At 72.3% G+C, this 21,101-nt stretch carries 18 protein-coding genes; 8 read left to right on the top strand and 10 right to left on the bottom strand.

Going from position 1 to position 21,101, the window contains the following annotated elements; translation table 11 throughout:
* Window positions 1–4: 4 nt before the first annotated feature.
* The 4 genes from BLQ91_RS18790 to BLQ91_RS41395 all read right to left on the bottom strand — a co-directional run bounded on the left by BLQ91_RS18790 (window position 5) and on the right by BLQ91_RS41395 (window position 2,974).
* Window positions 5–1,276 (bottom strand): tetratricopeptide repeat protein, encoded by a 1,272-nt coding sequence (locus BLQ91_RS18790; protein ID WP_090098155.1) that lies wholly within the window; start codon window positions 1,274–1,276, stop codon window positions 5–7.
* A 14-nt stretch (window positions 1,277–1,290) separates the two neighbouring features.
* The gene (locus BLQ91_RS18785; protein ID WP_090098154.1) at window positions 1,291–2,208 is read right to left on the bottom strand and encodes an ArsR/SmtB family transcription factor; all 918 of its coding nucleotides are present in this window, start codon (window positions 2,206–2,208) and stop codon (window positions 1,291–1,293) included.
* A gap of 95 nt (window positions 2,209–2,303) precedes the next feature.
* Window positions 2,304–2,630, bottom strand: coding sequence for a hypothetical protein (locus BLQ91_RS40350; protein ID WP_143022707.1), 327 nt, complete (start codon window positions 2,628–2,630; stop codon window positions 2,304–2,306).
* Between the two features lie 185 nt (window positions 2,631–2,815).
* The gene (locus tag BLQ91_RS41395; protein ID WP_176959810.1) at window positions 2,816–2,974 is read right to left on the bottom strand and encodes a hypothetical protein; all 159 of its coding nucleotides are present in this window, start codon (window positions 2,972–2,974) and stop codon (window positions 2,816–2,818) included.
* Between the two features lie 19 nt (window positions 2,975–2,993).
* Here BLQ91_RS41395 and BLQ91_RS18780 point away from each other — a divergent pair, with 19 nt between their 5' ends.
* From BLQ91_RS18780 to BLQ91_RS18760, 5 genes are all read left to right on the top strand, one after another.
* Window positions 2,994–3,608 (top strand): hypothetical protein, encoded by a 615-nt coding sequence (locus BLQ91_RS18780; RefSeq protein WP_090098153.1) that lies wholly within the window; start codon window positions 2,994–2,996, stop codon window positions 3,606–3,608.
* A gap of 99 nt (window positions 3,609–3,707) precedes the next feature.
* Window positions 3,708–6,260 (top strand): NPCBM/NEW2 domain-containing protein, encoded by a 2,553-nt coding sequence (locus BLQ91_RS18775; RefSeq protein WP_090098152.1) that lies wholly within the window; start codon window positions 3,708–3,710, stop codon window positions 6,258–6,260.
* Window positions 6,254–9,136 (top strand): discoidin domain-containing protein, encoded by a 2,883-nt coding sequence (locus tag BLQ91_RS18770; protein WP_090098151.1) that lies wholly within the window; start codon window positions 6,254–6,256, stop codon window positions 9,134–9,136. The genes BLQ91_RS18775 and BLQ91_RS18770 overlap by 7 nt, the downstream gene beginning before the upstream one ends.
* Before the next feature lie 4 nt (window positions 9,137–9,140).
* Window positions 9,141–10,457, top strand: a complete 1,317-nt coding sequence (locus BLQ91_RS18765; protein ID WP_090098150.1) for a DUF2185 domain-containing protein — start codon at window positions 9,141–9,143, stop codon at window positions 10,455–10,457.
* Window positions 10,458–10,541: 84 nt separating this feature from the next.
* A complete protein-coding gene (locus tag BLQ91_RS18760) occupies window positions 10,542–11,285 on the top strand; it encodes an esterase/lipase family protein (RefSeq protein ID WP_342670651.1) in 744 nt (247 codons plus the stop codon).
* Here BLQ91_RS18760 and BLQ91_RS18755 read toward each other — a convergent pair.
* On the bottom strand, window positions 11,207–11,698 hold the full coding sequence (locus tag BLQ91_RS18755) for a metallophosphoesterase family protein (protein WP_090098148.1): 492 nt from the start codon (window positions 11,696–11,698) through the stop codon (window positions 11,207–11,209). The two genes, BLQ91_RS18760 and BLQ91_RS18755, sit on opposite strands and share 79 nt — an antisense overlap.
* Window positions 11,699–11,924: 226 nt before the next feature.
* On the opposite strand from BLQ91_RS18755, the gene ku reads away from it, so the two are divergent.
* Window positions 11,925–12,728: a non-homologous end joining protein Ku gene (gene ku / locus BLQ91_RS18750; protein WP_090098147.1), complete on the top strand. Its 804-nt coding sequence runs from the start codon at window positions 11,925–11,927 to the stop codon at window positions 12,726–12,728.
* On the opposite strand, the gene BLQ91_RS18745 is transcribed toward ku, so the two are convergent.
* Together BLQ91_RS18745 and BLQ91_RS18740 are read right to left on the bottom strand one after the other, a co-directional pair.
* Window positions 12,721–13,410 (bottom strand): PP2C family protein-serine/threonine phosphatase, encoded by a 690-nt coding sequence (locus BLQ91_RS18745; RefSeq protein ID WP_245733615.1) that lies wholly within the window; start codon window positions 13,408–13,410, stop codon window positions 12,721–12,723. The genes ku and BLQ91_RS18745 overlap by 8 nt on opposite strands.
* Window positions 13,411–13,480: 70 nt before the next feature.
* Window positions 13,481–14,419, bottom strand: coding sequence for a helix-turn-helix transcriptional regulator (locus BLQ91_RS18740; protein WP_090098146.1), 939 nt, complete (start codon window positions 14,417–14,419; stop codon window positions 13,481–13,483).
* A 43-nt stretch (window positions 14,420–14,462) separates the two neighbouring features.
* On the opposite strand from BLQ91_RS18740, the gene BLQ91_RS18735 reads away from it, so the two are divergent.
* Both BLQ91_RS18735 and BLQ91_RS18730 read left to right on the top strand, forming a co-directional pair.
* On the top strand, window positions 14,463–15,539 hold the full coding sequence (locus BLQ91_RS18735; RefSeq protein WP_090098145.1) for an epoxide hydrolase family protein: 1,077 nt from the start codon (window positions 14,463–14,465) through the stop codon (window positions 15,537–15,539).
* Window positions 15,540–15,571: 32 nt separating this feature from the next.
* Complete coding sequence (locus tag BLQ91_RS18730) at window positions 15,572–18,184, top strand: AfsR/SARP family transcriptional regulator (protein WP_143022706.1); 2,613 nt, start codon at window positions 15,572–15,574, stop codon at window positions 18,182–18,184.
* Here BLQ91_RS18730 and BLQ91_RS18725 read toward each other — a convergent pair.
* The 3 genes from BLQ91_RS18725 to BLQ91_RS18715 form a co-directional block, all read right to left on the bottom strand.
* Entirely contained in the window at window positions 18,167–19,714 is a 1,548-nt protein-coding gene (locus BLQ91_RS18725) for an outer membrane protein assembly factor BamB family protein (protein ID WP_090098143.1), read from the bottom strand. The genes BLQ91_RS18730 and BLQ91_RS18725 overlap by 18 nt on opposite strands.
* Window positions 19,715–19,895: 181 nt before the next feature.
* Window positions 19,896–20,267 (bottom strand): hypothetical protein, encoded by a 372-nt coding sequence (locus BLQ91_RS18720; protein ID WP_090098142.1) that lies wholly within the window; start codon window positions 20,265–20,267, stop codon window positions 19,896–19,898.
* Between the two features lie 46 nt (window positions 20,268–20,313).
* The gene (locus BLQ91_RS18715) at window positions 20,314–21,087 is read right to left on the bottom strand and encodes a TetR/AcrR family transcriptional regulator (protein WP_090098141.1); all 774 of its coding nucleotides are present in this window, start codon (window positions 21,085–21,087) and stop codon (window positions 20,314–20,316) included.
* Window positions 21,088–21,101 lie beyond the last annotated feature (14 nt).

Below are 21,101 nucleotides of genomic sequence, written 5' to 3'. Positions count from 1 at the left end.
CACCTCACCTCCGGCGGACGCCCACGAGGTCGGCCCGTCCCCGGGACCGCCGATCACGGCCGGCGTCCGCCGGGACCTCCGGTCCGGGCACGACGGACGAGGTCGGGTCGATGCGCTGCGACAGCACGTAGTCCTCGGCGGCCTCGGCCACCCGGCCGAGGCGTTCGAGCACGAAACCGCGCAGGTAGGCGGCTCGGGCGGCACCCCAGCCGCCCAGCGCGACGCCCTGGCCGTAGGCCTCCAGGGCCGCCTCGAACTGGCCGCACGCGGCGAAGGCGTCGCCCTGCAACGCCCACGTCCGGTCGTCCCCGGGGCTGAGCTCGGCGAGTTCGGCCGCGTAATCGATCGCGCGCCGGCCGAGACCCACGGCGAGGTGGGTCCGCACGAGGAAGCAGTGCAGGGCGTAAGCCTCGTCCGCCCACGCCAGCCCGTCGACCTCGGCGGAACCCGGCGTGGTCGTGTGCAGCGACTCCAGGGCGCGCCCGAGCAGCCGGTGCGTCTCGCTGATGTCGCGCCGCACGAACGGAACCGCGGCGATCGCCCGGTGCAGCCGGGCGCGCTGCAGGGCGGCCGCGAAGCCGTTCTGCGGCAGTTCGGACGAGGCCTTCGTCGCCAGCGCGGCGGCGGCCCGCATCGAGGTGGAGTCGGCACCGCGGGCGGCGTTGCGGAACACCACGAACAGGGCCAGGTCGCGGCGCACCTCGGCGGGCAGGCCGGACCGTGCGCCGCGCAGGGCCATCGCCTCGACGGCGGAGGACGGCAGGTGGCAGCGCAGGACGGCGAGCTCCTCCACCGCGAGGCCGGGCGAGAGCACGTGCTTGCGCGGGTCGATCACCGCCAGGCCGATCACGGTCGCCGCCTGCTGCGGATAACCCAGGCGCAGCAACAGGTCGCAGGCCAGGCGCCGCTCGGGGACGCGCAGCGGGCCGCGGGCGCGTTCGTGCACGCGCCACCACAGTTCGGACGCGAGGTCCACCGGGAACGTCGTCATGTCGGGGCCGGCGCCGTCGAGCCGGCCCCAGCTCGCGGCCGTCAGCAGGCGCTGCTGGGCGGACGGCGGCGGTTCGAAGCGCGGGACCGCCGCCGACTCCCCCGCGACGAACGCGCGGGCCTGGGCGTGGGTGATCCGGGCGTGCAGGGCCGAGGACGCGACGGGAGCGGACAGGCCCCCGTAGACGCGGCAGGCCACGGGAACCCCGGCGGTGCGCAGGGCGCGCAGGCGGGCGGCCAGTGCGGGCGGGCTCGGGTCGGTGCGGTACCGCGGCATCGCGGTCATGCTGGCCTCCCTGGTCAGTTCAGCAGTTCCCAGCCGCGCCGGGTCAGGCGGTGGCGGACCGACCTGCCGTTGCGGTGGGTCGAGACGAAGCCGGCGGTGCGCAGGGCGGTGGCGTGTTGCGACGCCGTGGGCAGGCTGATGCCCACGTGCCTCGCCAGTTCGGTGGTGGTGCGTTCGGACGTGAGCGCCCGCAGCACGAGGGTGCGGGTGCGGCCGAGGGCCGGTTCGAGGCTGGCGCCGCTCGGCTGCGGTGCGGTGACCGGGTAGAAGAGCAGCGGCTGGGGTTCGGCGAACATCGACACCGCCGGGCGGGTCAGCCCGTTCAGCACCGGCACGATCAGCATTCCGGTGCCGTGCAGGGAGATCTCGGTGTCCCAGCCGAGCTCGACGTGCAGGGCGGGTGAGGTCCACGAGATCGACGGGTGCAGGTGGCCGAGCAGGTCTCCGAGTCCGCGCGACACCGCCTGCGACGACCTCAGGCGCACCTCGGCGTCGAACGCCTGGCGCGTCTGCGACCAGTGCGGCCCGAGCAGGTCGCGGAAACCGGTGGTCAGCGCCGAGCACAGGTCGCGGCGGGACGTCTGGGTGCCGGACGCGAGCGATCTGAGCCACGGCGAGGTCGTGCCCACGCTCGCGACCTGGTCGCGCACCCTCGCGCAGGGCGCGTCGAGCACCTGCCGCACGGCCTCGTCGAAGTCGGGACGCGCGGAGCCCAGGAAGTCGGGGATGAACCGGCCGGGCCTGACCAGTTCGACCAGCGGGCGGATCCTCGGCAGCAGCAGGCGGTCCCAGTCACCGCCGTGGACCGTGAAGACGAGCTCGTACATCGGCAGCGGGGCAGGCGCGAACCTGGTGCGCGCCAGGTCTTCCAACTCGAACAGAATCGTCAGACCGCGGCCCTTCGGCACCGTTTCGGACAGCACGATCGGCATTTGCTTCCCCCCGGAGTGCAACCACTTCCGACGGTACGCAGAAATCGTTGTCCGGTGTCAGGGTTTCCGGGGTTGACAACGTTCAGCGGACAAACTCAGACGAGCGGCCCTGTTCGTTCCGTGAGCTTGAGCAGCAGGTCACGGGCATGTTCGCGTTCTTCGTCCATCTCCTGACCGCCCTGCGGAAGATCAGCCGAAATCACCCCTTCGAGTGCACGGGAAATGAGGTCCGCGCGGTGCGGGGGCAGGGCTTCTGAATCGATTTGCGGGCGTCGGCGGGCCGCCGCCGCAGTTCCGGGACGCCGAGCAACGCCGTCACGACGGACGGGTGCGACCAGAGGTCGCCGTACGGCGAAGGTCACCCTGATGTGCGCGCGGGTCCACCGGCCCGGCACGTCCTGCGGTTCGAGCAGGTTCTCCACCGTCGCGTCGTAGTGGGCGAACCACTGTCCGCCGTACCCGCGGTGTCGGAGACCGCCTGCGAACTCGGTGCGGCACTGGGCATCACCGTGCTCGGGACCTCGCCGGCAGCTTCACCGAGGCGGCGCGGGACTCTCACTGGTGGCGGCCGTGCTCCTGGCCGTGGCGTCCTTTGTGGCCCACCGGCTCATTCCGGGCGGTTCGCCTCGGCCAGCCGCTGGTGCAGGCGCTCCCTGATCTGCTCCGGGGTGTAGGCGGCGCGGCGGCGCTGGTTGCGGGCCGCGACCACGCCGCTCGCCGCGACACCCGCGAACGCGGCCAGACCGATCACCTTCCAGAGCTTCATGTGCCTAGGCTACTGGGCCATGGCGACAACACTGGACCAAGCCGTGGAGATGACCCGCACCGGGGACGTGTGGGTGTTCCGCGGGCGCAGTGCGGCTGACCGCGCGATCCAGGCGATGACGAACAGCCCGGTGAACCACGTCGGCATGGCGATCGTGCTGGACGACCTGCCGCCGTTGATGTGGCACGCGGAGCTCGGCAAGTCGCTCAAGGACATGTGGAGCGGCACGCACCAGCGCGGGGCGCAGCTGCACGACCTGCGCGACGCCGTGGTGACGTGGCACGACAAGTACGGGCAGCGGGCGTGGCTGCGGCAGCTCGACCACGAGGTGACGCGGGAGATGGAGGACGCGGCGCTGCGGACGGTCGCGCGCCTGGACGGCACGCCGTTCCCGTCAACCGCCAGGCTCGCGTCGCGCTGGCTGCGCGGGCGGGTCCCGTCGCGGCCCGGGAACGACGCGAGCATCGAGAGCGCGTTCTGCGCGGAGATCGTGGCCGTGACCTACGAGGAGATGGGGCTGCTGCCCCGGCGCACGCCCAACTGGTACGACCCGGGCCGCTTCTGGAGCGGCGACGACCTCGATCTGCTCGACGGCGCGAAGCTCGGCAAGGAGATCGAGATCGTCGTGCTGTGAAAACCCTGTCCGCTCCAGGACTGATAATCATCAGCCCCTTGACCGGGAAAGCGGGACCGCCACACCATGAGAGCGGTCTCACCCTGGGAGCTGACAACGATGTCACGACTGCTCGTCCTCGTGCTCGCCCTGCTGTTGCCCGCCGTTCCCGCTCACGCCGCACCGACCGCCTGGACCGTCACCGGACCGGGCCAGGTCACCGCAGAAGTAACTCTGAACAGCGGAAATCTGACACTGGCCGTGCGCAGGCAGGGCCGAACGGTGCTCCAGCCCGCCCGCGTCGGACTCACGACGACCACAGCCGACCTCACCTCCGGGCTGGCGTTCACCGGCCGGACTGACCGCGTTGTCATCGAGCGCTACGCGATGCCGCACGGCAAGCGGGCGCAGCGCGCCACCAGGATGACCGAGACGCGCCTCGGTTTCCGCACCGCCTCCGGCGGTTTCGACCTCGTCGTCCGCGCCGCACCGGACGGCGTCGCCTACCGCTACGTGCTGCCGGCCGCCGCGACCGTCACCGGGGAGGCGTCGAGCTTCTCGCTGCCGGCCGGGTCGCAGGCGTGGCTGCTGCCCTACAACGCCTGGTACGAGGCCAACCGCGTGCGCACCACGGTCGGCGAGGCCACCGGCGACTTCGGCTACCCGTCGCTGTTCCGGAACGGCCAGGACTTCGCGCTGCTCACCGAGTCCGATGTGGACGGCAGGTACGCGGGCAGCAGGCTGCGCAAGCAGGGCGACGGCTTCCAGGTCGTGCTCGCCGACGACCGCGTCGACTCGACCGGCACGACGCCGTGGCGCACCGCGATCGTCGGCGACCTGAAGACCGTCAGCACCTCCACGCTCGTCGACGACCTCGCCACCCCGTCGAAGCTCGCCGACCAGACGTGGATCAAGCCCGGCAAGGTCGCTTGGTCGTGGCTGAGCGAGCATTCCAGCCCGAGCGACTTCGCGCGGCAGAAGCAGTACGTCGACTTCGCCGCCCGCAACGGCTGGGAGTACGCGCTGGTCGACGAGGGCTGGAGCTCCGCGTGGGTGCCGGAGCTGATCCGCCACGCCCGCGCCCAGGGCGTCGAGATCCTGCTGTGGCTGCGCTGGAGCGACCTCGACACGCCGCAGGAACGCGACACCGTGCTGCCCAGGATCAAGCAGTGGGGCGCCAAGGGCGTGAAGCTCGACTTCATGGAGTCCGACTCGCAGGAGCGCTACCGCTGGTACGACGCGGTGCTGCAGAAGACGGCCGACCTGAAGCTGATGGTCAACTTCCACGGCTCCACCATCCCGCACGGCCTCGCCCGCACCTGGCCGCACGTGCTCACGATGGAGGCCGTGCGCGGCGCCGAGAACTATCCACCCGCCGCCAACAACCCCGTGCAGTTCTTCACCCGCAACGTCGCCGGCTCCATGGACTACACGCCCGTGTCGCTGGAGGTCGGCACGAAGGAGGCGTCGATCGCGCACGAGGTCGCGCTGCCGGTCGTCTACGAGTCGGGCTGGACGCACTTCGCGGACAAGCCCGAGGCCTACGAACGGCACCCGCAGGCGTTGCGCTACCTCAACCAGCTCCCGACCGCCTGGGACGAGACCCACCTGCTCGACGGCGACCCCGACACGCACGCCGTCGTCGCCCGCCGCCACGGCGACCGGTGGTTCGTCGGCGGCATCACCGCCGAGGACCGCACCCTGCAGGCACCGCTCGGCTTCCTCGGCGGCGGCCAGTGGCTCGTCGAGACCGTCCGCGACCCCGCCACCAGGGCCGACGTCGTCCGCGACACGCAGGTCCTGCGCGGCGGCGACACCCTGTCCGTCCCGGCGCGGCGCCACGGCGGCTTCGCGGCGGTCCTCTGCCGCCACCGGCCCGGACTGCGGACGTGCGACCAGCCGATCCGCCAGGTCCCGAAGACCACGCTCACCGTCTCCCCCACCGGCACCACCGACACCCCGCCCGGCTCGTCGATCGAGGTGTCGGGCACGTTCACCAACGGCGACCGGGAGATCCGCGACGTCCGGCTGACCGCCACCGCGCCCGAGGGGTGGTCCGTCACCGGCCCGGTCGTGCGGCGCGGCCGGATGGCACCGGGTGAGTCGATCAGCGGCCGGTGGCAGCTGCGGGCCGGCACGCTGACCGGTGCGGTCGACCTGCCGGTCGTCGCCACATTCGGGGACGTCCACGTCGAGCAGGTCGTCAAGGCGTTCGTCCCGCCGCCGCCACCCGAGAACAGCGCCCAGGTCAGCGACCTGCCGTTCACGAGCGAGACCAACGGCTGGGGCCCGGTCGAACGCGACAGGTCCAACGGCGAGAACTCCGGCGGCGACGGCGGCCCGTTGTCCGTCGGCGGGGTCACCTACGCCAAGGGCGTCGGAGTGCACGCGCCGTCCGAGGTCTCGGTCTACCTGGGCCGTGCCTGCGAGCGGTTCACGGCGGGGATCGGCCTCGACGACGAGACCGCCGAACCGGGTTCGGTCGTCTTCCAGCTCACGGGTGACGACGGAAAGCTGCTGTACGACAGCGGGGTCGTGCGCGGGAAGGGTGCCGCGCTGCCGGTCGACGTCGACGTCACCGGCGTGCGGATGCTCGGCCTGCGCGTCACCGACGGCGGCGACGGCCGCAACTTCGACCACGCCGACTGGGTGGAGGCCGCCCTGACATGCTGATCAACCGCAGAACGTTCCTGGCCGCCTCGGGACTGCTGACGCTGACACCGGGCATCGCGCTCGCGCAAGGCGCGCAGGTCAAGGACATCTACCACGAGGTGCTGCTCAGGCACACGAGGTGGGCGCAGACCCAGTACGACAGCACGGCGAAGCGCTACCGGCGCACGGATTTCGGGTTCGCCGTCGTGCTCGGCAACGCCGTGCTGCTGACGCGGGGCACCTACGACGCCGCGCTCGCGGGCGTCGAGAAGGCAGTGCTGCGCGAGCACACCCTCGCCACGATCAAGCACTTCGCGGCGGGCAACGTGCTCGCCGGTGGCGCGGAGTGGGGCAAGACCCTGTTCTGGGACACCACCTTCCAGTCCTACTTCGTGCTCGCGGCGCGGCTGCTGTGGCCTGAGCTCGACGCGGCGAGCCGGGCGAACGTCGAGGCCATCGCACGCGGCCAGGCCGACTACACGACGTCGCTCGGCACGGGCGACGACCCGCGCTCGGGCAGCTGGACGCCCAACGGTCTCATCGGCGGCCACCGCGGCGACACCAAGCTGGAGGAGATGGGCGTCTACGCCCAGGCCCTCGCGCCCGGACTGGCCTGGCACGGCGACGGCCCGGGCTGGCGGGAGGCGTTCGGCCGGTGGAGCCGCAACGAGGCGGGGCTGCCCGCCGCCGACCTCGCGAACGCCTCCACAGTGGACGGTGTGGCGGTCTCGGCCAACACCGCCACGAACCTGCACGACACGTTCGTCGTCGAGAACCACGGCTCGTTCGGGCCGCACTACCAGGAGGAGCTCTGGCGCACCTCCGGCCGCAACGCCGTGCACTTCCTGCTGGCGGGCAGGCCGCTGCCCGAGGTGCTGACGAAGCAGCCGAACGGGGAGCTGTTGTGGCGCACCATCCTCGCCACGATGAGCGACGCCGGCGAGCCGTTGATGCCGATGGTCGACGACCGGGAGCACCTCTACGGCCGCGACGTCATCCCGCTCGCCTTCCGCTCCACGGTGCTGGCCGACCCGATGGCCGCCCGCGCCGAAGCCGCGCTCGCGTCGAGGCTGCTCGCCTACCAGGCCCACCCGCAGGTCCACCGGCTCGCGAAGTTCTCCGGTGAGGCGAAGTACGAACCGGAGGCACGTGCCGAACTCGCCATCAGCTACCTGCTGCACGAACTGCGGCCGCCCGCGGAACCCGTGTCCGAGAAGGACTTCTTCGCCCGCGCGTCGATCACGATCGACCACGGTTCCGACCCCGGTCTGCTGACCCACCAGTCGGCGGCCGCGTGGGCGGGCACGGTGACGAAGCCCGGGTTCACGAAGCTCGCCTGGCAGCCCGCGCACGACGACTGGCTGTTCAAGATCAGCGGTTCCACCCCGATGTTGCTTCCCCGGGAGACCGTGACGGGGCGCAACACCGTTGCCTACCAACGTGTGCGCGACGGTTTCGACGCCACGGCGAGCCTGCTGCGGTTCGCCGGCGGGTTCGCCGGCACCGCCACGCTCCAGACCGGCACGATCGTGTGCGCACTGCCCCGGCCCGGCCGCGTGGACGTGCACAACCTCGCCATGACCGGGATGCCCGGACTCACCGGCTCGCGGACGTACACCGGTGCCGCCGGCCGCGTGACGGTGAAGGCACGTGAAGGGTTCCGCGTCGACGAGCTGTCGTTCCCCGCGACGACGGCACGCCACGTCCGGATGCTCGGCGTGACGCCCCACGCCACCTACGGCTACTCCCTCTTCGAGTTCGAGGTGGACCAGGCGAGGGGCACGGCGACGGCGTCGTCCGCGGATCCCGGTTACGAGCCCTCCAAGGCGACGGACGGCGATCCGGGCACGCGCTGGGCCGTCGCCCGTGCCGACCGCGGCCGCGCCGACAGCTGGATCTCCGTCGACCTCGGCACCGCCACGACCGTGCAGCGGGTGCGCCTGCGGTGGGAGACGGCGGCCGCGGTCGCCTACCGCGTCCAGACGTCCCCGGACGGTGCCACGTGGACGACGGTGGCCGAGTACCCGAGGCCCGACCTCAGCACCACCGGCTGGCTGGACGTGGACGGCAGGGCGGGGTTCGTGGCGCGCTCGGCCGACCCGATCACGGTCCAGGGCGACTCGATCACCGTGCCGTCCGGGCTCGTCGAGGGGTACGTGGAGGCCGACCTCCGCGCGATCGCGGCGGAGCCCGCCCCGGTGTGCCCCGCGAACGTCCGGGCGAGCACCGCCGACGGGTTCCTCAGCCTGTTCAACCTCTCGGACGCGGACGTCACCGGAACCGTCCGCCTGCCCGGCTCGCGGCTGTACCGGGGCACCCAGACCACCACGCGGACGGGCACGGACTACGCCCTCACCCTGCCCGCCGCCACGGCGAGGGTCGAGGCCCCGTGGTTCACCGCGCAGGACATGCCGCCCGGCATCACGGCCGTAGTGCACGACGGCAGGCGCGTCACGTTCAGCGGTGGCCCGGCGAGGTTCACGCTGACCCACCGGGACGGGTTCCGGCTGCCGGTCGTCCTCGGCCCCTCCGAGCGCACGGTGACCGTCCCGCAGGCGAAGCCCTTCCCGTTCGACGACCTCGCGCTCGGCCGCGTCACGTTCCCCCACTCCGTGCTGCCGCCGGGGATGAGCGATCCGGCCAACGCGGTCGACGGCGAGCAGGACACGGCGTGGCAGCCCGGCCGTGACGGCCGCATGGTCGTCGATCTCGGTTCCGCACAGCCGATCGGCGGCGTGAGTCTGAAGTGGACGGACGGCACGCCTCCGCCGCACACCGTCACCCGCAGCCTCGACGGCAGGTCCTACGGGACCGGTGGGACCGCCCGGTACGTGGCCATCTCGACCGGGTGGCGGCCGGGGCACGCGTCGCTGAGGAGCGTCTCGGTGCGACGATGACGGCATGCCGGAACTGCTGGGGACCGCGTCCTTCCCGTCGGGCGACCTGCTGCTGATCGACTTCGGGCTGCTCAGGACCTGGTCGGGTGACCGGCCGCCGCTGGTGCGGGAGGGCCACGCGCCGCAGCACGTCGTCGAGCGGGCGAACGCCGCCGCGGACTTCGAGATCGTCGGTCCCCAGGCCGCCGAGGCCGCGCGGGCGGTGAACCTGGCGGCGGTCAAGGGCCGCTACGGCTTCGACCTGCCCGCCGACGGCGAGCTCTTGACCTCGGCCGTGGCCCGCACCGGGGTCGACGCGTCGGTCCGCCGGGTGGAGCGCATGCCGCACCTGGCCCGCGTGCGGGCCCTGCTCGACGACGAGCCCAGTGCCGAGGTGCCGTTCCACGGCGCGTGGGCGGTGGCGGTGCGCGGCGTGCCGGGAGGACCGCTGCGGGTGCTGGGCGAGCGGATGGACCCGGACGGCCCGGACCGGGGCAGGTGGCGCTCGGTGTGGGTGGGGTGCGCGGACGGCGTCGTGGCCGAGTCGGTCGAGTGCGGCTACGTGCTGGTCGACGAGGCCCGCCTGCTCTTCGCCGACGCCACGGCGTTGACGGCCTGGCGCACCGACGACCCGGCCGACGGGCTCTTCGACCTCGCGTTCTGGGGCCGTGACGCCGACGAGGTGGCGGCCCGCGTCCCGGTGGCACCGTCCACAGCGGACGACGAGCGCCGCTGGACCGACCTGTCCTCCGAGGAGGTGCGGGCCCGCCACGAGGAGCTCGAGGCGCTCCGGGACGGCGGTCTGACGTTCGCCTTCGACCTCCGCCCGCACGACGACCACTTCCAGGTGCTGCGCCGGATGCGGTCCAGCCCGGCCGGGTCGGGCACGGTCGAGGTGGGCGGCGCGCCGATGACCGGCTGGTTCACCACCTGGGGCGACGGGGCGTTCCCCGTGTACCGCGACCTCGCCGCGGACGGCACGCTGCTGCGGGTGAGGGTGGAGCTCGGCGCGCCGGAGATCGTCGTGCGGCAGCGCCGGTTCGAACGGCTCTGGTTCGGCGACCTCGCGAAGATGGCGATCGTCTCGGCACGGGTGGCACAGGACGGCGAACCGGTGCGGTGGCTGTACCGCGAGCACGCCGAGCGCGAGCAGGACAGCGGCTGGCGGGTGTTCGCGGGCGACGAGTCGCAGGAGTACGCGGACGACTCGCGCAACGCCGTGCTCATGCCGTTGCGCGAACTGCTCCGGCTCGACGGCGAACTGGAGTCCTTGTTCGACGAACCGCACGGCGCCGCCTTCGAACGGGCGGAGACCGGTTTCGTCCCGGTGCCGCGTGTTTAGTCGTCGATCGCCCGGCAAACCAGAGGCATGTTCGACGGATTGCGTTCCGCTGTACGGGAAAGCGTCCTTCGTTCACTCTGGGACGTGCCGCGGCTGATGCGGCACCCCGTGTGGCGCGAGGCCGATCCCGACCAGGGCGGCGGCCTGGGCGTGGTGCTCGTCCCCGGCTTCGGGGCAGGCACCACGAGCCTGCTGCCGGCCGCCTCGTGGCTGCGCGCCCGCGGCTACGCACCGGCGAACGCGGGCGTCGGCCTGACCGTGGGCTGCACCGCCGACCTGCTGGCGAAACTCCTGCACAGCACCGAAGAGCACGCCGAGCGCACCGGTCGTCCGGTGGTGCTGCTCGGCCAGAGCCGCGGCGGCGGCCTCGCGCGCCTGGTCGCCGCCCGGCGGCCCGACCTCGTCCGCGGACTGGTGATGATGGCCAGCCCGGTCCTGGACCCGACGGGCGCGCATCCCAGCGTCATGCGCGTCGCCCGCTTCCTGACCCGTCTGGCCTCGGCGGGCGTCCCCGGTCTGCTGAACGACGACTGCCTGAGCGGCCCGTGCTTCGACGAGCACATCAAGGACCTCACCGAGCCCCTTCGGGTGCCCGCGATCTCGATCTTCTCACGCAGGGACAGCGTCGTGCCGTGGCAGCTGTGCCAAGACCCGTGCGCGGACTGCGTCGAGGTGTGCAGCACGCACACCGGCATGGGCTTCGACCCGGCCGTGTACGAGGTGCTGGGCCCGATCCTCGCCGTCTGGGCTCAGGTGACGGGCACGATCCGCGCGTCGAGCAGCACCCCGTCCTCGACGTCGAGCAGCCCGAGCGTCCCCTGCGGCTGACGGCGCTTGTCGGTCGGCGACCCGGGGTTGAACACCCGCACGCCGTCCTCCTCCTCGTCCCACGGGATGTGCGAGTGTCCGAACACGACCAGCCGCGCCCCGGGGAACCTGCGCCGCATCCGCGCCATCCGCCCGGCCTTCTGCCCGCTGTCGTGGACCATCGCGAACGGCAGCCCCCCGATCTCACCCTCGACGGTCTCGGGCGCGCCCCAGGCCACCACGTCGGGCCCGTCGTTGTTGCCGCACACGGCGACCACCGGCGCGTACTGCTCCAACTCCTCCAGCACCGGCGCAACGCAGACGTCCCCGCCGTGCAGGATCAGCTCAGCCGACCGCAGGTGCTGCGCCACGGCAGGTGGGCACCGCTTCCAGAACCGGGGCGCGTGGGTGTCCGACAGCACAACGACTCTCACGCCGCGACCGTAACAACCAGGCCGCGCGCTCACCGGACAAGGCCGCACCCGTGCGCCACAGCGAAGCCGATCCGATCGAGCCGTCTGGCTGTGAGCAGCGGTGATGACGCAACCACGACGACGGCTGCGGCTTGCCTTCGGGTGCGAGACGAGTCCTCCGCCAGCCCAGGCGCCAGCCACCCGCCGGCAAATGTTTACCCCACCAGGTCCGGGGTATGTCGCTCCAATGGCACGAGCGATCTGGAGCGGGTCCATCAGCTTTGGACTGGTCACCATCCCGGTGGAGCTGTACAGCGCCACCGAGGACCACACCGTGCACTTCAACCAGTTCCAACGCGGCACCTCCGACCGCATCCGCTACAAGCGGGTCAACGAGCGCACAGGCCGGGAAGTCCCGTACGACAAGATCGTCAAGGGCCACGAGGTGGACAACGGCGAGTTCGTCGTGGTGGAACCCGAGGAACTGGACGAGATCGCCCCGGGCCGCAGCCGGACCCTGGACATCGAGGCGTTCGTCGACATCGACGAGATCGACCCGGTCCACTTCCAGAAGACCTACTGGCTGGGCCCGACGAAACCCGAGTTCTCCCGCCCGTACCTCCTCCTCGCGCAGGCGATGAAGAAGACGAACCGCGCGGGCATCGCCATGTTCGTCATGCGTGGCAAGCAGTACCTCACCGCGCTCACTGAGGACAAGGGCATCCTCGCCGTGCACACGCTGTTCTTCGCCGACGAGATCCGCAAGCCGAAGGACGTGCTGGACGTCGTGCCGGAGGGCCGGGCGCCGCGCGGCAAGGAGCTCGACATGGCGGTGTCGCTGGTGGAGTCGATGGCCGACGACTGGCGTCCCGAGGACTTCCGCGACACCTACACCGAGCGCGTCACCGAGCTGATCAAGGCCAAGCAGAAGGGCAGCAAGATCAAGGTCGAGGACGAGCCGGCCGAGGCGACCGGGATCGTGGACCTCATGGACGCGTTGCAGCGCAGTGTCGAGGCGAGCAAGAAGAGGCGCGGCAAGAAGGTCAGCTGATGACGAGCGCCGTCGCGTTGTCGGTGCCCTGTGCGTACAGGGCCGCGCGCACCAGACGTTCCGCCGACGCGTTGCCGGACATGATGGCCTCCATGCCGTTGTGCCCCAACGGTCCGTAGACGCCGTCCGACACCAACACGAGCCGCGGCGCGCGGGTGAACGCACGGCCGATGTTCTCGGGAGTGGCGCGGCGGACGGTGTTCGTGACGACGTGCTCCATGCGGCGTTCTGCCTCGATACCGCGCTCGCGGAAGTACTCGGCGACCGTGTGGTCCGTGGTGAGCTGCACGAGGTCCTCGCCGTCGGACGCGTACGCGCGGGCGTCGCCGGCCCAGGCCACGTCGAAGCCCCCGCCGGGGCGGGCCGCGGCGACCACGACCACCGCGTCCCCGGTGTGGACCTGCAGCGCGTCGCGGGCGGCGAGGATCGCGGCGACCGGGTCGGCAGGCAGGGCGGCGGCACGGGCGGCGGCCCACGCGGCCTCGGCGGCCGCGGCCGAGTCGCCCACCCCGTCAGCCACGACGAACGTGCGGCGGCCGAGGGCGAAGGCGTCGGCGTTGTGCGTGCGCGGACCGCGGTCCGTCGCGTGGGTCACGGTGAGTGCGGTGCCCGATGGCGCGGTGCCCGATGGCGCGGTGCCCGATGGCATGGTGCCCAGCGGCATGGTGCGATCGATCAGCATGGCGGACCTCCCTGACCTCCACTAAGCCGTGCACTGCTGGGAGTCTGCTGGCAGGACCCTGAGAATTCCTCTAGAACTTCGCCGCCCGGCGGAACCTGTCCGCTGCCCGCAGCAGTGCGGCGGAGAGTTCCGGCGGGGAGACGACCTGGAACTCGACCGTGATGCTCGCGAGCATGAACACCACGTCGTCCATCGTCTCGCCGCCGACGCGCACGTGGCACGAGGTTTCGTCCACAGCCGAAACCTCGCCGTAGCTGCGCCACTCCACCGCCTGCGAGGCGGGCACACCGAGTCGCACGACGCCCTGCACGGGCCACCGGTCGGCGACACGGGCCGCCACGAACGCCCCCGCGTCACCACCGGGGATCTCACGGGGCGTGAACCGGGCACCGAACGGCATGCGCACGTTCATCCGATCGAGCCGAAAAGTCCGCCAGTCGTCCCGGAGCACGTCCCAGGCGACCAGGTACCACCGCCTGCCCCACGTCACGAGCCGGTGCGGCTCGACCTCGCGCAGCGACTCCTCGCCCGAGTGCCCGACGTAGCCGAACCGGAGCCGCTGCCGGTCGCGGCAGGCCGTGCCCACGAGCGTGAGCAGCCCGGACTCGACCACGGGCCCGGAGCCGGTGTGCGGCACGGTCGCGATCTCCAGCGCCGCCACCCGGTGCCGCAACGCCGAGGGCAGCACCTGCTCGACCTTCAGCAACGCCCGCACGGCCGTCTCGCCGATGTTCTCGATGCCGCTCGCGGTGCGCAGCCCGACCGCCACGGCCACCGCCTCGTCGTCGTCCAGCAGCAACGGCGGCAGCTGCGCGCCCGAGCCGAGGCGGTACCCACCGCCGGACGTGCCCATCGACGCGTGCACCGGGTAGTCGAGCACGCGCAGTTTCTCGACGTCACGCCGCACAGTGCGAGTGGTGACCCCCAGCCGTTCGGCAAGTTCCGCACCGGACCACTCACGGCGCGACTGCAGCAGGCCGAGCAACTTGAGCAAACGGGCCGAGGACATTGTAGGACCATATCTGTCCTACAGCCCTCATAACGTCACGAGCATGAAGCCGTTCGAGATCGCCATCCCCCAGTCCGACGTCGACGACCTGCACCGCCGCCTCGACCAGACCCGCTGGCCCGACCCCGTCGCCGGCGCGGGCTGGGCCCAGGGCACCCCGCAGGAGCACCTGCGGGAGCTCGTCCGGCGGTGGCGGAGCTTCGACTGGCGGGAGCAGGAGCGCCGGCTCAACGAGATCCCGCAGTTCGTCACCGAGATCGACGGCGTCCCGCTGCACTTCCTCCACGTCCGCAGCGCCAGGCAGGACGCCGAACCGCTGCTGCTCACCCACGGCTGGCCGACGACCTGCTTCGCGTTCGAGGCGATGATCGAGCCGCTGAGCCGCGACTTCCACCTCGTGGTCCCGTCGGTGCCGGGCTTCGGGTTCTCGGGGCCGACGAGGGAGCTCGGCTGGACGGTCCCGCGCGTCGCGGACGTGGTCGCGGAACTCATGCGCCGCCTGGGTTACGACCGGTACGTCGCCCACGGCTACGACTTCGGCGCCGTGCTGACCCGCCGGCTCGGGATGCGGGACGAGGTGCGCGCGATCCACGTCAACCAGATCTTCTCCGCGGGCGTCACGGCCGAGACGGCCGACATGGAGGCCGAGGCCGAGCGGCTGTCCGCGGAGAAGGCCCTCAGGTACGAGTTCGAGCAGTTCGGGTACGTGTCGATGCAGAGCACACGACCGCAGTCGGTGGCCTACGCGCTCACGGACTCGCCGGTGGCCCAGCTCGAGTGGATCGAGTGGGCGTTCCGGACGTGGAGCGACCCGGAGATCGGGGTACCCCTCGACGCGCTGCTGACGAACGCCTCGATCTTCTGGTTCACGAGGACCGCCGGCTCGTCGGCGCGCTACTACCAGGAGGGGGACGAGACGTGGGGCGAGCTGGAACCGCACTCGACGACGCCGACGTCGGTCGCGGTGTTCCCGCACGACGTGGGGGTGCCGATCCGGCGGATGGCCGAACGCAACCACACCATCGCGCGGTGGGCGGAGATGCCGCGGGGCGGGCACTTCGCCGCGCTGGAGGTGCCTGAGCTGATGGTCCGCGAACTGCGAGAGGCGTTTCTCTTGTGAGCGGGCGAGCGGAAGCGACTACGGTGATCACCGTGCGCTTCACGGTCTTCGGCGGCGTCTCCGCGCGGGTGGGCGGCACCACGACCGAGTTCGGTCCGACCCGCTTGGGCGCACTGCTCGGGGTCCTGCTGGTCGACGCGGGCCGGGTGGTCTCCGCCGACGACCTGGTCGAGCGGGTCCTGGGCGAGGAGCCACCACCCCGTGCCCGCGCGATGATGCGGACGTGGCTGACCCGGCTGCGGCAGACGCTGCCGGGCCTGGTCGAACGCGACGGCGCCGGGTACGTGCTGCGCGTCGAACCGCTGGAGGTCGACCTGCACCTGTTCCGGCACCTGGTGCGGTCGGGCAGGACGGCGGACGCGGTGCGGCTCGCCGACGCCGAGCTGCTGTCCACTGTGGACACGCCGTGGGCGCGGCAGCTCCGGGCCGGCTTCTCCGACGAGCTGCTCGCGGCCCGCCTCGACCACGCCGACGCCCGGCTGGTCCGGGGCGAGCACGCGGCTCTCGTGCCGGAGCTGCGGGCCCTCGCCGCCGGACGCCCGCTCGACGAACGGATCGCCGCGCAGCTGATCGAGGCGTTGCACGGCAGCGGTCGCGCGGCGGAGGCGTTGCGGCACTTCGAGGTCGTGCGCGCCCGGCTGGCCGCGGAGCTCGGCGCCGAGCCGTCACGGCACCTCACCGCCCTGCACCGGCGCCTGCAGGCCGCCTCGGCCCCGCGCCAGCTGCCCGCCGCGCCCAAGCCGTTCACCGGCAGGGCCGTCGAGCTCGCGGAGCTCGACCAGGCCCCGAACGGCGTCGTGGTGATCACCGGTACCGGCGGCGTCGGCAAGACCTCGCTCGCCGTGCACTGGGCGCACCGGGCGGCGGAGCGGTTCCCCGACGGGCAGCTCTACGTCAACCTGCACGGCTTCGGGCCGAGCGGGGCGGCGGTGAGCCCCGGCGACGCGCTGCTGCGGTTCCTGGCGGCGCTCGACGTGCCGCGGGCCAAGGTGCCGCACGACCTCGCCGGGCAGTCGGCGCTGCTGCGGGACGCGCTCGCGGACAAGCGGGTGCTGATGCTGCTGGACAACGCCACCGACGCCGCCCAGGTCGAACCGCTGCTGCCGCGCACGCCGCACTCGCACGTGGTGATCACCAGCCGCACCGAGCTGAAACCCGCGCACGCCAAGACGTTGCCGCTCGGGCTGCTGCCGCCCGACGACGCCCGCGAGCTGCTGGCCGCCCGCATCGGCCACGACCGCGCGCGGGCCGAGCCGGACGCGGTCGACACGGTGGTCCGCCGCTGCGCCCGCCTGCCGCTCGCCCTCGCGGTCGCCGGGGCGCGGGCCGCGACGCAACCGGAGTTCCCGCTCGCGGCACTGGCCGATGAGCTGGCCGACCTGGACGCCTTCGCCGACGACGATGACGTCACCGCGGACCTGCGGTCGGTGTTCTCCCACTCCTGCAAGGCGTTGAGCGCCGACGCGCTGCGGTTGTTCCGGCTGCTGGGGCTCATGCCGGGCTCCGACATCGGTCTCGCCGGCGCCGCGTCGCTCGCCGGGCTGCCCGTCGCGCGGACCGGGTCCCTGCTGGGCGAACTGGCCACGGCCAACCTGCTCGACGAGCCGGACCCCGGCCGGTTCACCTGCCACGACCTGCTGCGCGACTACGCCGCCGAACTGGCGCTGGAGGGCGAGCGGGACGAGGCGCTGCACCGGTTGCTCGACCACCTCGCGCTGACGGGCGTCGAGGCCGGCGTCGCGTTCACCCCGACCCGCCACCGCCCGGACACCCCGCGACCGGCCGAGGGCGTCGTGGTGACGACGTTCGGCTCCCGCGAGGAGGCCCTGGCGTGGCTGGTGACGGAGCACCCGACGCTGATGGCGGCGATGGCGCACGGCACGCCGGAGCAGACGTGGCTGATCGGCTGGGCGCTCGCGGACGTCCTCGACCGGCAGTGGCACCACCGGGACCTGCTGACCTCGCAGCAGCTCGCCGTCGCCGCGCTGGAACGGCTCGACGACACCGACGGCCTGGGCCGCACCCTGATCAACCTCGGTCGCGCGTTCGGGCGCCTCGACCGGCTCGACGAGGCGGCGGCGGCGCTGCGGCGGGCGTTCGACGTCTACGAGGGCAACCCGGCGGGTCAGGCGGCGGCGTTGCTGAACATCGCGATGCTCTGCCCGGACGACCGGATCACCGAGGCGATCGAGCACACGCGGCGCGGGCTCGCGCTGTACGAGGAGTGCGGCGACCTCTACGGCCAGGCCAACGCGCTCACCGGGCTGGCGTGGGGCCACATCAAGATCGGCGCCCACCGCAGGGCCGTCGAGTACGCCGAGCGCGTGATGCCGATGTGGCAGGCGATGGAGCACGTCATCGGCGAGGGCGAGACCTGGGACAACCTCGGCACCGCGTACCTCGGCCTGGGCGAGCACGGCAAGGCCGCCGAGGCCTACGCGCGGTCCTGCGCGCTGTTCCGGCGTGGCGGCGACCTGCCGCTCGAAGCCGCCGCCTGCGACCGGCTCGGCGACGCCCACGCGGCCGCCGGAGACGCCGGGCAGGCACGCCGGGCGTGGCGCAGGGCGATCGACCTGCGCAGCCAGGCCGGCCTCCCGGCCGACCTGGTGCGCGCGAAGCTCCTGCGGCTACAGGCCGAAGGCTAGTAGCACGTGCCCGTGCGGGTTCTCGAAGCCGGAGTTGTAGCCGGACTGCACGTAGACCATGCCGTCCGAGACCACCGCTCCCGCACCGGGTCCGGCGAGCACGCCGCCGCGCCCGGTCAGCCCGTTGACACCGCGGACGTCCTGGACGGTGTCGTGCGCCCAGACGACCTGCCCGGTCTTCGAGTCGTACGCGCGGAGCTTGCCGTCGAGCGCGCCGAGCCACACCACCCCGGGTGAGCTCGACACCGGCAGGCCGTGCGCCCGGTAGCAGCCGGGCTGTCCGGCCGCGCCGCCCGTGGAGCAGCCGTCGGCGGGTGCCGGGGCCTCCCACAGCACCTGGCCGGTGGCGGGGTCCACGGCGAACAGCGTGCCGGGCTCGGCGTAGTAGGTCGCGATGTAGAGCCGCTTGCCGTCGTAGCTCGAGCCCCACTGGATGCCCGAGATGCCGCCGCTGGGCAGCGGCACGCCGAGCTGGCGGCGCCACACGACCTGGCCCGTCGAGGCGTCGAACACGTGGTACACCCCGGACTTCTGGCCGACGCCGACGAGCCGGCGGCCGTCGACGGTGAACAGGTTCGGCGTGGCACCGATGTCGTAGTCGAGGTTGGTGCCGTCCTTGAGCCCCGGGCAGTAGCCCTCGGCGTCGGGCAGGTTGCAGGCGTTGCGCCAGGTGTCGGCGTCGATGACCTGGTTGGTCCACCTCACCGCGCCGGTGCGGGCGTCGAGCGCGAGCAGCGAGTCGAACTCACCGCCCTTGCCGGTGTAGTTCTGGCCCGTGCCGACGTAGAGCGTGCCGGTCCTGCGGTCGATCACCGGCGAGCTCCAGACGCCGACGCCCGACGGCTCGAACCGCTTGGCGCCGTTGGGCCAGGTGCCGACCTGGATCGGTTCCGGCACCGTGTAGTGGCGCCAGACCAGGGCTCCGGTGTCGATGTCGTAAGCGTCGATGTGGCCCCGGAACGTGCAGCAGTCGTGCGTGTTCGGCAGCATGTTCTCGCTGCTGGACGTGCCCACGTACACGAGTCCGTTGTGGACGATCGGTGAGCTGGTGGTCACCGAGGCGATGCCGTCGTCCAGCTGCACCTGCCACTTCAGGCGGCCGGTGCGCTGGTCGAGCGCGAAGAACCGGCTCGCGCTGTCCCCGAAGAACACCTTGCCGTCGGCCACCGTCGGGCCGTCGGAGTTGAACGCGTACCGCGTGGCGGGCGGAAGCGTGAATTCCCACCTCGCGCGCCCGTCGCGCGCGTCGCGGGCGTAGAACTTCCCGTCGGGTCCGCCGAAGTAGATCGTGTCGCCCACGACGGCGGGCTGGCTGCGGACGGCGTTGTACTCGCCCCGGGGATACGCGAACGCCCACTTCAACTTGAGCTTGCCGGCGTTGCCCGCGTTGATCCGCCATTCCGCGGCCTGGTGCCGCGACCCGTTGAGGTCCTTCTGCCAACCGGACCAGTCGCCGTTCGCGTGCGCGGTGGCGGGTGACGCGGTCAGCACTACGAGCGCCGCGGTGAGCAGCGCGGTGGTTCTGAGCATGGAATTTCCCCCTTCCGCGACCCAGACTGGCAGTGACGGGAGGGCGACACGTCCCCCCAAAGTCTCTTCGAGGGTTAACCGATCGGTTGATGCGTCACGACGTCGGCGCCCGGACGGCCCCGGCCGACGACCGGGTCCCGCTCACCGGGCGAGGCAGGTTGTCGGGGTCCCGAGCGCTGTGTCACGGTTCTGCCGCGGAGAAGTGGCCGGCGAACCCGCCGAACCGCTCCGCCAGCGGCCCCGTTCCCGTGCCGAGCGCGCGCCAGAGGCCGCGGTGCCCGCCCAGCGCGAACGGGTCGTCGACCAGCACCACCACGCAACCCCGGCTCGCGAACTCCAGCGCGTGGACCTCGGACCCGCGCGGGAGGAAGACCAGCGGCCGCACGCCGACAAGGGTGCGCGGCGCGTGCACGGCGGCGGTGAGGCCTTCCACGTCGTACCGCATCGTCATGGTCGCGGGGCGGTACTCGTCCTGCCGGGCGGTGGCCGCGGTCGCCGGCGCGGTCAGCACCATCGCGCACGCGACGGCCACAAGCACTCTGACGATCGCCATGCGCCCGATCTCATCGACTCCATGTGCGGTGAGCGTCCGCACCGTGTCACGGTTTCGCTACAGCGCCTTCGATGCCGTCGAGGAGGACCTCCAGCCCGCTGCGGAAGTTCTCCACGGCGTCGTTCTCCAGGTACGGCAGCTCGGGGTCGACGGGGTCGCGGTCGCTCTCCAGCAGGTGCAGCACCGGGAACTTCTCCGCGAGTTCCGGCTCGACCTCCATCAGCACGGCCGACCGCGCGTACCACCACTCCTCGTCGCCCTCGCCGGTCGCGCTCCCGGCCGCCCGCGCCTCGGCGACGGACTGGGCGGCGCCGCGCACGAAGTGGTTGACGGCCCCGACGATGCCGCGCAGCCGGCGGCCGGGCAGCCCGGTGGTCACGAGGATCGCGGCCAGCGACTCGACCACGGCGAACTCGTGCGGGCCGAGCACCGGCCGGGCCTGCGACACCTGCAGCACCCACGGGTGGCGGCCGTAGAACTCCCACATGTCCTCCGCCCACCGCGTGACGGCCGGGCGCCAGCCGTCGGCCACCGGGTAGGAGGTGGGCAGCTCGGCCATCGCGCGGTCGTACATCAGGTCGATGAGCTCGTTCTTGCCCGGCACGTACGTGTAGAGCGCCATCGCCGTGCGCCCGAGCCGCTCCCCCACCGCGCGCATCGAGAACGCCATGCCCTGCTCGTCGGCGACGGCGATGCCCGCGTCGACGATCGAGTCGACGCTCAGCCCGGGCTTGGGGCCGGGCCGCTGCTCCGCCACCGAAGCCCGCCACAACAGTTCGATGGAGCGGCGCGGGTCGCCCTGACCTGCGTAGACGACCACGGTTGCGACTCCTT

The organism is Lentzea jiangxiensis, from assembly GCF_900104175.1.
Taxonomy (GTDB): Bacteria; Actinomycetota; Actinomycetes; order Mycobacteriales; family Pseudonocardiaceae; genus Lentzea; species Lentzea jiangxiensis.
The sequence above is the reverse complement of the archived record's forward strand: the minus strand, read 5'-3'. Positions and strand labels throughout refer to the sequence as shown.